The following is a 15,824-nucleotide window of genomic DNA, read 5'->3' as shown; positions in this document are numbered from 1 at the left end:
GAAGACGCGCGGCTCAGGAGGGGCGGCGGACGAGTTCCACGCCCAGCAGTTCCAGACGGACGGCTCCATCGGCGTCGATGAGCGCCGCGTCGCAGCGCGCCCCCGTGCTGTGGACCTTCCGGCCCCGCAGCACACACCGCACGGTGCCCTCCACCGGACCGCGCCGGTGCACCCTGCACTCCGCGACGGCCATCGGCAGCGTCGCCGCACCGAGTGCCTCCTGCGCCCAGACCAGGGCGAGTTGGAGCGCGCCGTCCACGGCGGCCGGGTCGAGCGGCCAGTGCTCACCCGGCCACTCCAGCACGGATACGCCCGCGACGACCGCCTCGGCCCCGTGCTCCGAAACACCGTGCGGCGAGCGGACGGAGTGGAAGCGGGGGCCGTGGAAGAGGATCTCCCCGTCGTACAACTCGACGCCGTCCAGCGGCTCGAGGCCGTCCGGGCTGCTCCACGCGGCCGGATCCGGCTCCTCGGCTCCGGTGTCCAGTACGGCCCGGAAGTGCGCCACCCCGCTGTCGCCCCGCAGCTCCGCCTCCAGCCCCGACGGGGAACCGGCCGGACCCCGGCTGCCCTGCAGGGTGAGCCGGTGTCCCGCTCCGGCCAGTTCGGGCAGGGCGCACTTCTTGTACACCCGCAGATCGCGCAGGACGAGGGGGCCGGCTCCGCCCGGCAGCCATGCGGTGGCCGCCCCGGCGAACCAGTTCAGGACCATCGCCACGGGCAGCAAGGGAACCCCGGCGATCGCGTGATCGGCCAGTTGCGGCAGGCCGTCCGCCCGGACCAGCAGCTCAGCCGGACGCGGATCGCCGGCCGGCGACAGGGCCTCCGGATCGTCCCCCGCGACCAGGACGACCCGGGCCTCACCGGCCGCGCCGTCCAGCTCGGCCGTGAAGGCGGCCGCCCCCTGCTCCAGAGGGATCAGCGGAACCCCGGACCGGCCGAAGTGCCCGGCCAGGGCCGGCGTGACCATACCGCCGCGCCACGGACCCCAGGCGACGCACCGCACCAGGCAGCCGGGGCGGCGGACCTGTTCGGCGGACGCGACCTGAGCAAGGATCTCGTTGGCCATGGCGTAGTCGCTCTGCCCCGCGTTGCCGAACACGGCCGCCACCGAGGAGAACAGGCAGATCACGTCCAGCGGATCGTCCGCCGTCGCGGCCAGCAGCGCGCGCAGACCGTCCACCTTGGTGGACATCACCGACTCGACCTGCTCGTCGGTCTTGTCGGCGATCAGCTTGTCGGCCAGCACCCCCGCGCCGTGCACGATGCCGGTGACCGGCCCCCACGCGTCACGTACGTCGCGCAGTGCCGCGGCCACGGCGTCCTCGTCGCGGACGTCCACCTGCTCGTACCGGACGGGGGACCCGGCCTCCTCAAGCGCCGCCAGCGTCGCCCGCACCTCGCGCGCGGCCAGGATCTCCCGGGCCCGCGCCGCGATCCGGGCGGGCGAGGAGTCCGCCGCGTCCCCGGTGGAACGCTCGGCGAGCAGCCGGGTGAGCGCCGGTTCGTCGGCGGCCGACGCGAGCCCTTCGGGCTCGGGAGACGGCGCCGTCCTGCCGAGCAGCACGATCCGCGGACGGTGGGTCCTGGCCAGGTCCAGCAGCGCGGCGGCGGTCACCCCGCGGGCCCCTCCGGTGGCCACGATCACCGACTCCGGTGTGATCCGCCGGGTGCCGTCGGGCGTCACCGGCGCGGGCACCGCCAGCAGGGTCGTGCGGGTACCGTCCGCGCGGAGACCGGCCTCCAGGTCGGGGCCGCCTTCCAGCAGCTCCCGCACGATCGCCTCGGCGACCTCCTCGTCGCTCCGGCCACCGCGTTCGCAGTCGACGGCCTTGACCGAGGCGCCCGGCCACTCCTTCGCCGCGGTCCTGGTCAGACCGGCGACCCCGCCCAGCCAGGCCCGGTCGGGTGCGTGACCGCCGAGCCCGAAGTCGCCCCCGGTGTCCTGCACGGTCACGAACAGCCCGCCCCGCTCGGCCGCCTGTGCCGCGACCGTGCGCGCGGCGCGGAACACCGACCGGTGGACCTCCCTCGCCTCGTCCGGCGCGCCGCTCCTGGTCAGCCCGCCGAGGTGGACGACACGGTGCGCGTCCTCGGGCACCTCCGCCGTGGCGGTGGCGTCCACGCCGTGCTCCGCCAGCTTCCGCGCGACGAGGCCGGTGAGCGCGGCGTCCTGGGGGCCCGCGCCCGTCACCACGAGCGGTCCGTCCAGGAGCCCGGCCGTCGCCAGGCCGGACGCCGATGACTCCACGGCGCGCGGCACCAGCCTCTTCAGTGCCGTCTCCTGCCCGGACTCGGTGCGCATGGCCGGGATTGCCGGGACGCCGGCCACGTCCGAGGCGGCGGGAATCGCGGGGGTGGCGGGAGCCTCCGGGGCGGCGCAAGTTCCCGCCCCTGCGGGGGTTTTCGACGCTGCGGGAGCCCCCGACATGGCGGGCGCCCCGGACGATGCGGGCGCGGCCGGGGCGTCCGGCGCCTTGCTCCCGGGCTGCCGGCCGGTCGCCGTGAGCGCCTCGACGATCTCGCGCAGCGTACGGAGCTTGCCGAGCTCTCCGACGTCTCCCGCCGCCATGTCGCCGACGCTGCGGCGCACGGCCGACAGGATCTCGACGCGTTTGATCGAGTCGACTCCCAGATCGGCCTCCAACTCCATGTCCACGTTGAGCATCTCGGCCGGATAGCCGGTGAGCCGGGCCACCACCGAGAGCAGGAGTTCCTCCAGCGCGGGCGCCGACAGGGGCGCGCCGTCGGTGGCCGGGTCCGGGGAATCCACCGGGACGGCGGCAGGCGCCCGGTCCTCGGCGGCGACCGGTGCGGGCGACGGCGCGACGCCGGACCCGGCGGGTACGAAGGCGGGTTGGGTCCCGGGAACGCCGACCGCCGACGGGGCCGGTGTCGCAGGTGCAGGGACCTGCCGAGGCGCTGAAGGCCGGGGGAGCGGCAGCGGTGCAGGGGGAGCCGGGGCGTCGAGCGCACCGCCGGTGCCCTGGATCCCGAGCATCGCCGCCAGGGTGGTCTCGGTCATCCGCAGAAAGGCCAAATGGCTGTCGGTCAGCATGCGTTGACAGGCCGCGTGAGCCTCAGCCGTGTGCCGCTGGACGCTCTCCACCGCGGCGTACCACTCGGCTGCGGGGGCGGCTCCGGACTCGGCACCGTACACGGCCAGGGCGTCGTCGGCGGGCACGGCGTCGTACGCGGGTACGGGGTCGTGCGACGGCTCGGCTTCGTACGCGTGCATGGGAACCACCGGGATGTCGGACGCGGGGGAGGGGGAGGGTGCAGGGACAGGTGCGTGATACGGGTGGTGCTCCGGCCCATGCTCCAGCACGGGCACGGGCACGGGTGCGGGCGTGGGCGTCGATGCGGACGGCGATGGCTCGGCCCCGTCGGCGCGGGGCGGGTACAGCTGACCGTAGTTGGCTCCGCTGATCTTCACGGTCATCCGGGGCGTGCGCTCCTTGACTGGGGTTCCGGGTGAGGCGTAAGGCGCCCAGAGGGGATCGAAGTCGAGAGGGATGCCGCGCACGGCGAGTTCGCCGAGCGCGGTGTGCAGGCTGGAGACCCCGGACCGGTCCGGCCGGTCCAGAGGCACCGCCGCGTGCTCGCGGTCACCGAGGATCTGCCCGACCAGGCCGGTCAGCGCGGTGCCCGCGCCGACCTCGACGAAGGTGCGCACCCCCGCCGCGTACATCGCCTCGATCTGGTCTTGGAAGAGCACCGGTGAGGCCAGGTGCTCGGCGATCCGGCGGCGTACCTCGTCCGGCGGCGACGGGTACGGTGCCGCGTCCGCGTTGCCGTACACCTCGATCCGTGGCTCCGTGAGCGGGACCGTACGCAGGAACGCGGCGAGCGGTTCACCGGCCGGGGCGACCAGCGGGCTGTGGAACGCGGTCGACGTGGCCAGCCGGCGCGTGCCGACACCCTCGGCCGCGAACGCCTTCTCGGCGCGCGCGACGGCCTCCGTCGCCCCCGAAAGCACCATTTGGCGCGGGGAGTTGTGGTTGGCCGGCCAGATGTCGCCGAACCCGCCGGCGGCCAGCACCGACACCACGTGCTCGCGATCCGCCGCCACGGCCAGCATCGCGCCCGGTACGGCGGCCGCGTCCCGCATCAACTCGCCGCGCCTGCGGGCCAGACCGACCAGCGCGTCGGCGTCAAGGGCACCCGCGCAGTGCAGTGCCACCAGCTCACCGAAACTGTGGCCCGCCGCGCAGTCCGGTCGCAGTCCCAGCTCCCGCAGTACGTCCAGCAGTGCGAGCGCGTGCACCGCGAGAGCGGGCTGTGCCCACTCGGTGGCGGCCAGAAGCGCCGCCTGATCCGCGCGTTCCCCGTCGGTGAACGCGGGCGGCGGGAACACCACCCGGTGCAGGGGCCGTCCGTCGAAACCGGTACCGGCCAGCCGGTCCCATACGGCCTGGGCGGTCGGCGAGAGCATCGCGAGGCCGGCGCCCATCCCGACGTACTGGGACCCCTGTCCGGGGAACAGGAAGGCGAGCCGGCCGGGTTCAGGGTCCCCCACGGCGTACCGGATGCCGTTCGGTGTCGAGAGCGCCGTGCCGGGCCGTTGCCGGATCAGCGTGAGCGCCTGCGCGTACTTCTCCCGCAGGTCCTCGGTGTCCGTGGCGACGACGGCCAGCCGCACCGGGTCGGTGGGCGAGAACGCGCGATGGCTCTCCCGGGCGAGCGCGGCCAGCGGACGGCCGCCGTCCGTCTCCGGCGGCGCCAGGTCGGACGGCGACGCGCCGCTGAACAGGACGAGTTCGTCCGGCGCGGAGCGATGGCGCGGCGGCACCCGGGCCGCGGCGCCCGAGGGCACGTACTCCTCCAGCGTGACGTGGAAGTTGCTGCCCCCGAAGCCGAAGCTCGACACCGACGCCCGGCGCGGATGACCGGCGGGCCGCACCCACGGCCGGGTCTCGGTGTTGACGTAGAACGGGCCGTCCGGGTCGGCGGCCGCCGGGATCGGCCGGTCGACCTTGATGGTCGGTGGCAGCACCTTGTGGTGCAGGGCCATGACCGCCTTGAGCAGACCCGCCGCGCCCGCCGCGCACTTGGTGTGCCCGATCTGCGACTTGACCGAGCCGAGCGCGCACCACTGCCCGTCCATGCGCTGCCCGTCCGTACGCCCCGGCGCCTCGAACACCGCTCGCAGCGCCGTCAGTTCGGCGGTGTCCCCGGCTTTCGTGCCGGTCCCGTGCGCCTCGACCAGCTCCACGGTCCGCGGACCGTAGCCCGCCTGCTCGTACGCGCGCCGCAGAGCCCGTGCCTGACCGTCGGGCAGCGGCGCGTAGATCGCCGTACTCCGGCCGTCGGACGAGGTGCCGATGCCCCGGATCACCGCGTGGATCCGGTCGCCGTCCCGCTCCGCGTCGGACAGCCGCTTCAGCGCGTACATCACGACCGCTTCGCCCAGCATGGTGCCGTCCGCCGCGTCCGAGAACGGACGGCAGTCACCGGAGCGGGAGAGCGCGGGCGTCTTGGAGAAGCACAGGAACATGCCGATGTCGTTGCCGGTGTCCACGCCTCCGCTGATCACCAGGTCGGCTCGTCCGAGCGCCAGTTCGCCGACCGCCGTGGACAGGGCCGCCAGGGAGCTGGCACAGGCGGCGTCGGTGGTGTGGTTGGTGCCGTGCAGGTCGAACCGGTTGGCGATGCGTCCCGCGACGACATTGCCGAGCAGGCCCGGGAAGGTCGACTCCTGCCACGGAGTGAAGTGCGCCGAGATGCGGTCGCACACGGCCCGCGCCTCGGCCTCGGCGAAACCGTACTCCCGCAACGCCTTCAGCCACACCGGGCGATGGGCGCGCCCGTACATGTGCGGAAGCAGTTCCAGGGCGGCAGCGCCGAGGACGACGCCGACCCGGTCCCGGTCCATGTCCGGCAGACCGCCGGCGTCGGTCAGCACCTGGTCCGCGACCATCAGGGCGAGCAGTTGGGAGGTGTCCGTCGCCGGCAGGCCGGCGGGCGGCACACCGTACGCCAGCGGATCGAAGTCCACCTCCGGCAGGAAGGCACCCCTGCGGGCGTACGTCTTGTCGGGGGCGGCGGGGTCCGGGTCGTAGTGGTCGGCCACCAGCCAGCGGGAGGCGGGCACTTCGGTGATCAGGTCCCGGCCGCCGGTCACGATCCGCCAGTAGCCGGCCGCGTCCGTCGCGCCGGGCACCAGGGCACCGACACCGACCACGGCGACGGGCACCTGCCCGGGGGCGGAAGCCGACACGATATCTCCTCGGGGATGGACGGCTGCTGCTGATGCCTTCGGGACCCGGGGGCCGCTCATGCCAGCCCGCACGGGGTGTAGGTGAACGCCTCGGACGGCAACGGAACTCCGTAGGTGCGCAGTTGGTGGGCGCGGGTGAGTACCGCGGCGCCTTCGAGCAGGTTGAGCGCGATCTGCACCACGGACCGGTTCGCCGGTTCGGCGAGGAACGTGCCTGCGACCCAGCGGTTGAACGCGCCCATCGCCGGACCGCACCAGATCTGGTAGTCGGCACGCCGCGCCGACTCGCCGCTGATCGCCCACCGGCTGGAACTGCCCAGGTACCAGCGGAAGACCAGCGCCATACGGTGTTTGGGGTCGGCCTCCGCACGCGTGATCTCCGAGGGGTCGCGCCGTTCCCAGAACGCGCGCGTACGCTGCCAGACCTCGTCGAACGAGGCTCGCAGCACGTCCCGTTCGATCGCGACGCGCACCGGGGGCGGGATCTCCTCCAGCGAGCCGTGCGCCCGGTACGCGGCGTGGAGTCTGGCGGCCCGCCGGGCGAACATCGTTCCCCGGGACAGCACTTGCAGCGTGACTCCCAGTTCGAACATGTCCGCCGCCGGTGCCATCGTCACGTCGGCGACGTCCGCCTCGCAGAGCATCGCCTTGGCCTCGTCGGACAGGCCCGCCTCGACGGCGGTCTGGTTCACCGATCCGACGACGACGTAGGACGCGCCGAGGGCGAAGGCGGCGGCCACCGCGTCCGGAGTGCCCAGTCCGCCGGCCGCGCCGATCCTGACCGGCCGGGGGTGGCCGAACCGCCGGCAGAGCGCGTCGCGCAGCAGGACGATCCTCGGCAGCAGGGCCGACAACGGCCGGTTGTCGGTATGACCTCCGCTGTCGGCCTCCACGGTGATGTCCTCGGCCACCGGCACCAGGGCCGCCAGAGCGGCCTCCTCCGGGGTCAGCTTCCCCTGGGCGACGAGCAGGTCGAGGAGCGCGGCCGGGGCGGGGGAGAGGAACCTCTCCGCCACCTCGGGCCGGGAGACCTTGGCGAGTATCCGCGTACCCCGGACGATCCCGCCGTCGGCGCCCCGGCGCAGACCTCGCGCCGAGCACAGCACGACGGCCGGGGTCAGCTCCATGAACGCCGACGCCGAGATCCGGGGCACACCGCAGCGCAGCAGCAGTTCGGCGACGCGCAACTCCAGCGTGGGCTCGGCCGGTGAGTGGATCAGGTTCACGCCCCAGTTCGGCCGGGACCGCAGTTCCCGCGCCAGCGCGTGCACGGCCCGCTCCACCTCGGCGTACGCCAGACCGCCGGCGCCGAAGAAGCCGAGCATCTCCGCCCGGGCCATCGCGGACACCATCCGCGTGGTCGCGATGCCGTTCGCCATCTCGCCCGCCACGTAGGGGAAACGGACGCCGTGGGCCTCGCAGAAGGTGCGCCCGCCGAGCCACTCGGGGTAGAGCGGCGGCAGCGTGCCGAGCACCTGTCCGTCGGGTACGGGGCCGGTCGCGAGCCCCAGCTCACGGCCGCTCGGCCCGCTGACGACGTGTACGGGCTCCCGGATTTTTCGGGCACGGGCGGCGATCTCCTCCAGGGAGAAGGCGGGAGGAGACGCGACGGGGGCGTCAGGAGGGGAGAGCACGGGCACGAAGGGGCTCCAGCGGGGAGAGGGGAGGCGAGGGACGCGGGTCAGGCGTACCGGCCGGACGGGGAGGCGGCCGTGGGCGTGGGCGGCGGCCCGGCGGGAACCGGGTCCCTCGGAACCAGCCCGCACAACAGGTAGTCGAGGTCCACCGGGCGGGAGGCCGCCGACGGACCGAACAGGGCCCGGACCCTGGTGTCGTCGAAGCGCCGCCGGTGGGCCAGATAGGCCGTGAGACCCGGGTAGAAGTCCACCAGCGCCTCCAGCGCCGACAGATCGTCCGGCTTGGTGGCGACCAGGTCGATCGACAACCCGACCAGCCGCTCCAGCAAGGTCACGATCGTCGGCACCGGCACGTCGTGGTCATGGACGACGTGGAACGTGTCGACTCCGCCCGAGGGTGTCCGGCCGGCCAGCCGCACCATGACCTCGGCCGCGTGCTCCACCTGCATCAGGTTCAGCCGGCCGTGCGGATGCCCCACCATGCGGACGCGGGGACGGCCGTCCGGGAGGCCGGAACCGTGCGGGCCGTCGGACCCGGCACCGTCGCTTGCAGGGCTCCCGGGACCGGCGGCGCGTCGCGCGTCGCGCAGGATCCGCTCGATGACCTGCAGCGGATGCGAGGGCAGTTCCGGGTGCGGCGGCAGATCCGTGACCAGGATGCTGGGCCGCAGCACCACGACCGGACGGCGGTGCTGCCGCGACCACGCGTGGATCAGCACCTCCGCCTCGTACTTGGAGCGCTCGTAGGTGTTCTCGAAGCCGTTCGCGTCGTCCAGCTCGTCCTCGTAGGCCACGCCCTCACGCCGGCTCCCGGCCACGAAGGCCGTACTCACGTGGTGGAGCACGGGTCTGTGGCGTCCGGCGGCGGCCAACTCCAGCACGTGCCGGGTCCCTTCGACGTTGGTCCGGCGCAGCTCGGGAAGATCCGCCTCCAGGTTGATGCTGCCCGCGCTGTGCCAGATCGCGCCGAGCCCGTCGGCCAACTCCTGGAACGCGCGCCTGGACAGCCCCAGCCCGGGCTGCTCCAACTCGGTCTCCACCACCCGTAGTCGGCCTGGGAGTCTGGCGACGAACGACTCGGGCGCGCCGGTCAGTTCGAAGAACCGGCTGATGCGGTGCACCGCGTCGCCCGATCCCGCGTGGGCCAGGACCGTCACCGACCGGTGGGTGCCGAGCAGACGGCGCAGCAGGCGCAGCCCGAGGAATCCGGTGGCGCCGGTGAGGGCGACGTGCATGACCTTGGCTCCAGGGGTTCGAAGGGGGACTGGACCACGATCGCGCGCGAGGGCGGTGGAGGCCGGGCCGCTGCGGCGGCCGGGAGGCGGGACGCAGTCGACCGCCCCCACGGCGCGCATGGGCACCGGCGGGCTCGGCCTGATGATCGCGGGGCAAGGCACACAGTGTCAGACGGCGGACGGCGACGGAGCTTCCGATCCCACCGGCTCACCTGAACGGATGACCTGGGCCATGGTCCGTGCGTATCCAGGACGTTCCTTCGAAGCGCCCGTCGCAATGGCAGGACGCACGTCCGTAGCGGCGCGACGAAGCGGCCGGGACCGAGCGGGCGACGGGAAAGTCTGTCCTCCTTTCGGATGATCTCGCCGGAGGTGGCGGAGCGGTGACGATGTGCGGCCCCGGGTGGTTCCGCCTCGCCGCCTGCGGGCGGTGCGGAGCGTCCAGCCCGGCGTGAGACGGGGGAGCCCGCGGTCCCGAGCGCCTGCGGCCCCCCACCACGTGCGGATATAAACCGTGTTGATCCAGGTCGAGGTGACACGTCCCGCGGTCGGTCGGGATGGCCGACCGCCCGGCCTCGCCCCGCCTGCTTGTCCCTCGGCACGAATGGAAGTTCCCCGATGCCCGCGCCCGTCCCCTCAGCCCCGTCCGGTCCGTTGCCCGGTCTCCCCACCCACACGATCGACCGCGTGTTCCTCAGCGTGGAACGCCGCCACCCCGACACCCGCTGGGACGCGGGCGGCGTCGCCTACCTGAGCGGGCCGCCGCCGAGCCTGGCGGACCTCCGCGCGTACGTGGGCTTCCGCCTGGGCCGGCTGCCCCTGCACACGAGCCGGATCGAGGGCGGCGGCTCACGGCGCCCCCGGTGGCGGCCGGACGCGGACTTCAGCATCGACCGCCACGTCCACGAGGTGGTCGCCGAAGGCTCCGAGGGCTGGGACACCGCGCTGCACACCGCGGTCAACGCGCCGTTCGCGCACGGCACCTACTGGGGGCTCTGGCTGGTCCATGGCCATGCGCCCGACGACTACGCCCTGTGCTACCGCTTCCGCCACGCCTGCCAGGACGGCTCGGCCGCCGCGATGGCGTTCCGGGCCATGCTGGGCGAGGGGGAGGCATCGGCCCGCCCGGTGCCGGCGAAGGGCCGCCCGGCCGGTCTGCCCCGGCGGGTGGGCACCGCCGTCGGGCTGGCGGCGAAGTTCATGGCCGGCTCGCTCACCCTCCCCGGCCGCCGTCCGGCCATTCCCTTCGTCCCCACGGGGGAGCGGCGCCTGTGGCGGGGCCGGGTGTCGGCGGACACCCTCCGCCGGATCGGTGCGGCACGTGGGGGATCGGCGCACGACGCCCACTTGGCCGCGCTCGGCGGGGCGTTGTCGGCCTGGTCCGCCAAGTCCGGTGTGCGGCTTCCCCGCGTGACGGTTCTGCTGCCCGTCGACGCGCGCCGCCCGGAGGAGGAACAGACCTGGGGCAACCGCTGTTTCGCCCTGCCGTTGGAGCTGCCCGTGCGGGCCGCCCCGGAGCGCGGCACCCGGTCCCGGGACGGCGACTCGTCCCTGTGGCGGCTGGACTCCGTCGTGGCGACGACCCGGAAACTGCGGGGCGACGCATGGCGGCAGGGTATTCAGGACCTCGTCCGCCACATGTCCGACCGCCCGACCGAGTGGTACCTGCGCAGGATGCTCTCCCCGGGCGTCACCCAGGTCATGGCCACGTCCATGCCGGTCGCCGACAAGGGCAGCCTGGGGACCACCCAGGTGACGGGCGTCGCCCTGCTGCCCCTGCTGGTGCCCGGACACCTCTTCGGGGTGGGCCTGTCGTTCTTCGGCGGCTCGGCCGAGGTGACCTTCGTGTCCGACCGGGCCCTGCCGTTCGGGGAGTCGCTCCCGGAACTGTGGGAGCAGGCCGTGGGTGAGCTGGAAGGGGCCTCGGCGCCCGAGTGAACGAACCGGCACCGGGGCCGTACCCAGCGCCCGGGTACGGTCCCGGTGCCAACCCTTCCTTTCAGAAGGTCACTTGGCGATCCACAGGGCTCACACGGCGTCGGCCGCCCGGGTGGTGCCGCTGACGCCGGGCAGGCTCGGCATGATGCCACATGCGCGACGCCTGCCCGCTCGGCGCTCCCGGCGCAGGGCCCTTCGGTAGGAGCGGAAGTCGATCTCGATCCCGTGGCGGTAGGTGGACACGTACGTCGTGCGATGGCGGCGCCACTCGCGCGCGATCGCCCGTGTCATGTCCGCCGGAGACGGCAGCGCGACCGCGCCCTCGATCAGTTCGGCGATCCATTCCGCCTGCGGTTCGAGCAGCGGGAAGGCCGCGCCGGAAGGCTGTGCGAGCCCCATGAAGTAGAGCCCGGGGATGCGGGGCGGGACGGTACGCAGATAGAGCTCGGTGCGCCCGTCCGGGGCGGCGAACAGGGACGGTTCCAGGAAGGGGAACGAGATGGCGTAGCCCGTCGCGTACACCACCGCGTCCACCGGTTCACGGCTGCCGTCCGCGAAGGCCGCCGTGGTCCCGCCGAAGGAGCGGACTCCGGGCTTCGGCGTGACCGCGCCCCGGGCCAGTTGGACGAGGAGTTCGTCGGAGGTGGAAGGGTGGCGGGCGAGCGGGCCGCGGTCCGGTGCGGGCAGCCCGTAGTGGGCCGGCGCACCGCGGGTGAGCCGCAGGAGGAGCCGCAGCCCCGGGTCCTTCAGGAACCGCGGGAGACCGGCCAGCGGGCTCCACACCAGGTGGTCCGCCGGACGGCCGAGCAGCATCTTGGGGAACACGTGCGCCGCGTCGCGCGCGGAGAGGAACGTCCGCGCCGCCGTGCGCGAGATCTCCGCCGCGATCTCGCACGCGGAGTTGCCCATGCCGATGACCAGCACCCGCAGACCGGCGTACGGGTCAGGGGTGCGGTAGTCGTGCGAGTGGATCGCGGTCCCCTCGAACTCCTCGGCACCGGGCACGGCGGGGGCCGGGAGACGCGGGTCCCAGTGATGGCCGTTGGCCACCACCACCTCGCTGTAGCGCCGCGTCTCCTCGCCCGTGTCGCCGCGGCGCCGGCACACCACCTCCCAGCCGCCCTCGTCCACGGGCCGCACGGAAGTGACCTCCGTGCCGCACACGATGTGGCGGTGCAGGCCGAACGACGCAGCGTAGTCCTCCAGATACGCCAGGACCTTGCTGTGGTGCGGAAAGACCGGGTAGCTCTCCGGCATGGCGAGGGAGGAGAACGACATGCTCTCCTTCGAGATGTTCGCGTGCAGCGACGCGTACACCCCCGACATGCCGTTGTCGTTGCCGTACCGCCAGAGTCCGCCGATGCCCGACCCGGCCTCGAAGCAGTCGAACGGAACGTTCCGGGAGGCGAAGACCCTGCTCGCCGCCAGGCCTGACGGACCGGCGCCGATCACACATGTCCTCCGCATGACTGACCGACCTTTCTGGACCGGAGCGGAACCCGGGCGGGCGGACCTGCCGGCACCCCGGTCCGGGCGACGCTAGCCGCCCCGGCGACCCCGAACCCCTTTTCCGCCGGCGTAACCGCCGCACGCGTGACGCGGCGGGCGCCGGATTGACGCCGTGGGACCGAGCCGAGACCACGCCGTTTCCCTTGCTGTGGCCGCTCGTTGGGCACGGGCGGCCCGGTTTTGCCGCCGCTTCGGAAAGAGCCGGAAGACGCGGACCGGTTCCGCGGACAACCGGAAGACCTGGCACGACGGAGCAGCGCGATGGACGTCACAGATGTGCACCACTCCTACCGGCAGCACTCGGTTCTACGAGGCGTCGACCTCCGGCTGCGCACCGGGGTGCTCGCCGGGATCGTCGGGGAGAACGGCGCGGGCAAGACGACGCTGCTGAAGATCCTCTCCGGTGAACTCAGGCCGGACCGGGGCTCGGTGCGCCACAGCGGAAGGTTCGGCTACTGCCCGCAGTCCGTGGTCCTGGACGACTCCTTCACCGTTCGTCAGCACCTCGACTTCTTCCGGCACGCCTTCGGACTCGCGGACCTGCGGCGGGCCGGGGAAGTGATGGAGACCCTGGACTTCACCGAGTACCTCGACCAGCGTGCGGGCCTGCTCAGCGGGGGCTCACGGCAGAAGCTGAACCTGACCCTCGCGCTCATGCACGACCCCGACGTGCTGCTGCTGGACGAGCCCTACCAGGGCTTCGACTGGGAGACGTATCTGCGCTTCTGGGAGTTGGCTACCGGGCTGCGCGACGCCGGACGCTCGGTGCTGGTCGTCTCGCACCTGGCGTACGACATCGACCGGCTGGACGAGTTGTGGCGCCTGGAGGACGGACGCCTGCACCGCCAGGACGCCTGCGCGGAGGCCGCGGCATGAGGCGGCACTGGGCCCTGTTCACCACGGCCTCCCGGTACGCGCTGATCGGCCACGCCCGCAACCGGTTCGCGATGCTGCTGGTGGTGCTCTACATCCCCGTGTGGATCGCCCTGGCCTACGTGACCATTCCCGACCGGCCGGCGCCGTTTAGACTGCGCGCCACGGGTGAGGTGCTGACCCCGCCCGGCAACCATCTCACCCAGATCACGGGTGCGTTGAACGCGGTCACTCTGATCGCCGGGTTCATGATGTTCGCCGCCACCTTCACGGGCGGTGCCTTCGACCGGCGCCTGGCCATGGCGGGTTACCCGCGGCACCACCTGGTCCTCGCCAAGCTCTCCGCGCTCACCCTGGTCTGCGCCGCCGTCGCCGCGTACGCCACGGCCGCCGCCGGCTTCGCCTGGTCGCCCCGGCAGCCACTCATGCTCGCTGCCGCGCTGTTCTGCGCCGCCCTGACCTACGGCGCGCTCGGAGTGGTCTTCGGCTCGGTGCTCCGCCGCGAGGTGGAGGGCATGTTCGCCATCCTGATGATCAGCGTCATCGACGTCGCCCTGCAGAACCCCCTCTCAAGCTCCGGGTCGGACAGCCCGGTCGTGCGCTTCCTGCCGTCGTACGGAGCCGTGCAGGCCAGTATGTCCGCGGCCTTCTCCACCGCGCCGGTGGCTCAGGGCCTCGCGATCCAGCTCCTCTGGCTGACGGGGGCGGCGCTGGCCGGGTTCATGGTCTTCCGCCGCCGTACCCGCGACGCGCTCCCACCGGAACGGGCCGCCGTGACCGCGGCGGCCAATGATCGTTCTGTAAGCGGGCGTTGAATCGCCCCGAACCGTCACATTCCTTACGCAAGGAGCACACCCCTATGAGCCTGTCGCGTACCGTCCAGCGCACGGTCCTCACCACGGCCCTCCTGTCCGCCTCCGCGCTCGCCTTCCCGGCCTCCGCACAGGCGGCCCCGCTGCCGCCCGCCTGCCAGGAGGCGCTGCTCACCACCCTCGACAAGTTCCCCGTCACGGACTTCACGGTCCCCGACAAGGTCCAGAACGCCATGCTGGTCGAGGTCATGAACCTGAGCGACGCCGACCAGAAGGCCATCACCGAGGAGGCGTGCGCGGCCTGGAACAACTGGGCCACCAAGAACGGCCAGGCGGTGGCCACGGACCTGGACACCCGCTACCGGAACGCCGCCGGACCCGCGTGCAACAAGTTCACCACCTCCGCCATCGGGACGATCAAGAAGTTCGCGCCGAACATCCCCGCCCAGACACGGGACTTGGAGAAGGTGGCCAAGAAGGTCTGGCAGAACAGCATGGAGAAGCTCTCGGCGGAGGCCACCAACGCCGATTGCCGCAAGGCCTACAACGGGGTCAAGGCCGGCTGGTAGCAAGCCGCGGCGGATGACACCCCCGTCCGCCGGGTGACGTCTCCGTCCGTCGCCCACTCCCGACGGCCTCAACCGAGTTCAGCCCGGTCCGCAGCGATCAAGTGCGGCGCGAACCCGGTTGAGGCCCTCCACTCTCCAGTGGTCCCGGTCGGGCATCTGGTCGTCTCGGCGCCAGCGCCAGGCCGAGAACATCGCCCAGTTCAGGGCGCGGCACCGGTGAAGCAGGGCGCGGTCAGCCCCCGCATAGTGCTTTCCCACTTCTTCGGGCGCATGGGCGAGGTCGAACTCGACCGGCCCACGGCAGCACGTGGCGAGGTCCACGAACAGCGGCCCTCTCCTGGTGTTGAGGAGGTTGCCCGGGTGCGGTTCGCCATGCAGCAGCTGGTCGCGGGCTTTGTCGATGCTGATCGCAGCGGCCAGACCGCTGAGTGTGTCGCTGAGGAGTTCCCGGTCGGGCTCGGGCAGCTCGGGGGACCGCTCCCGGGCGTTCACCTCTCTCAGTGCCACGGCGACTCGATCGGTGAAGTGCGGTGCGTCCAGATCGATCCGCCGCAGAGCGGCATGGTGCCGCATGAGCACGTCCGCGTAGCCGGCCGGCGCGATCTCCGATCCCACAGGTTCGCAGTAGGTCCAGAGCGAGACGGCGAAGGCGTCACGCACATGGACCCGGGGGACGACCCGAGGGTCGAGCTCAGCCACGGGCGCGTCGATGCCGGCGAGACGGTGAGCAACCTCCACTTCGAACTCGGAGTCGGCCAGATGCCCCGAAGGCGCGACCCGAGCCAGAACATCGCAAGGGACCAGGCGCAACGCGACGCGGTCCGAGTTGTGGATGACGACCACATCGTCGACTTGAAGGCCCAGCTCCACGGCGGTCGCCCGTCCCGCCTGAACCGCGCGGCGGAGTTCGAATGGCTCCACGACGTCCTCCCTCATGTCTCCTTCGAGGAAACCCCGTCCTTCAGGGCGGGGAGGAATCGAACCCCTGCGGAGCAGGGCAGGGAAGGCTGGTTCGCCGCCAGGGCGGACCG

Annotated in this window: 9 protein-coding genes; 4 read left to right on the top strand and 5 right to left on the bottom strand. The window is 72.8% G+C overall.

Annotated elements, in window-relative coordinates; translation table 11 throughout:
- Window positions 1-13: 13 nt before the first annotated feature.
- The 3 genes from ACIOWN_RS26380 to ACIOWN_RS26370 are packed head-to-tail and all read right to left on the bottom strand — an operon-like array spanning window position 14 to window position 9,092.
- Window positions 14-6,220 (bottom strand): SDR family NAD(P)-dependent oxidoreductase, encoded by a 6,207-nt coding sequence (locus tag ACIOWN_RS26380; RefSeq protein WP_401983482.1) that lies wholly within the window; start codon window positions 6,218-6,220, stop codon window positions 14-16.
- Window positions 6,221-6,276: 56 nt separating this feature from the next.
- Complete coding sequence (locus tag ACIOWN_RS26375; protein WP_401983481.1) at window positions 6,277-7,860, bottom strand: PfaD family polyunsaturated fatty acid/polyketide biosynthesis protein; 1,584 nt, start codon at window positions 7,858-7,860, stop codon at window positions 6,277-6,279.
- 41 nt (window positions 7,861-7,901) lie between these two features.
- Entirely contained in the window at window positions 7,902-9,092 is a 1,191-nt protein-coding gene (locus tag ACIOWN_RS26370; protein ID WP_401983479.1) for an SDR family oxidoreductase, read from the bottom strand.
- A 687-nt stretch (window positions 9,093-9,779) separates the two neighbouring features.
- On the opposite strand from ACIOWN_RS26370, the gene ACIOWN_RS26365 reads away from it, so the two are divergent.
- Window positions 9,780-11,030 carry a hypothetical protein gene (locus tag ACIOWN_RS26365; RefSeq protein WP_362348907.1) on the top strand — a complete coding sequence of 417 codons (1,251 nt, stop codon included), beginning with the start codon at window positions 9,780-9,782 and terminating at the stop codon, window positions 11,028-11,030.
- 90 nt (window positions 11,031-11,120) lie between these two features.
- On the opposite strand, the gene ACIOWN_RS26360 is transcribed toward ACIOWN_RS26365, so the two are convergent.
- Window positions 11,121-12,497 carry a flavin-containing monooxygenase gene (locus ACIOWN_RS26360; RefSeq protein WP_401983477.1) on the bottom strand — a complete coding sequence of 459 codons (1,377 nt, stop codon included), beginning with the start codon at window positions 12,495-12,497 and terminating at the stop codon, window positions 11,121-11,123.
- 303 nt (window positions 12,498-12,800) lie between these two features.
- On the opposite strand from ACIOWN_RS26360, the gene ACIOWN_RS26355 reads away from it, so the two are divergent.
- Genes ACIOWN_RS26355 through ACIOWN_RS26345 form a run of 3 tightly spaced genes read left to right on the top strand, consistent with a single transcriptional unit; the run spans window position 12,801 to window position 14,793 of the window.
- Complete coding sequence (locus ACIOWN_RS26355; RefSeq protein ID WP_401983476.1) at window positions 12,801-13,415, top strand: ABC transporter ATP-binding protein; 615 nt, start codon at window positions 12,801-12,803, stop codon at window positions 13,413-13,415.
- Window positions 13,412-14,227, top strand: coding sequence for an ABC transporter permease (locus tag ACIOWN_RS26350; RefSeq protein WP_362348901.1), 816 nt, complete (start codon window positions 13,412-13,414; stop codon window positions 14,225-14,227). The genes ACIOWN_RS26355 and ACIOWN_RS26350 overlap by 4 nt, the downstream gene beginning before the upstream one ends.
- A 44-nt stretch (window positions 14,228-14,271) precedes the next feature.
- On the top strand, window positions 14,272-14,793 hold the full coding sequence (locus tag ACIOWN_RS26345) for a hypothetical protein (protein WP_362348899.1): 522 nt from the start codon (window positions 14,272-14,274) through the stop codon (window positions 14,791-14,793).
- A gap of 78 nt (window positions 14,794-14,871) precedes the next feature.
- On the opposite strand, the gene ACIOWN_RS26340 is transcribed toward ACIOWN_RS26345, so the two are convergent.
- The gene (locus ACIOWN_RS26340) at window positions 14,872-15,714 is read right to left on the bottom strand and encodes a phosphotransferase (RefSeq protein WP_401983570.1); all 843 of its coding nucleotides are present in this window, start codon (window positions 15,712-15,714) and stop codon (window positions 14,872-14,874) included.
- Window positions 15,715-15,824: the final 110 nt, after the last annotated feature.

The sequence above is a fragment of the Streptomyces sp. NPDC087787 genome, assembly GCF_044743035.1.
Taxonomy (GTDB): Bacteria; Actinomycetota; Actinomycetes; order Streptomycetales; family Streptomycetaceae; genus Streptomyces.
Note: the sequence above shows the minus strand (reverse complement) of the source record. Positions and strands in the feature narration are given on the sequence as shown.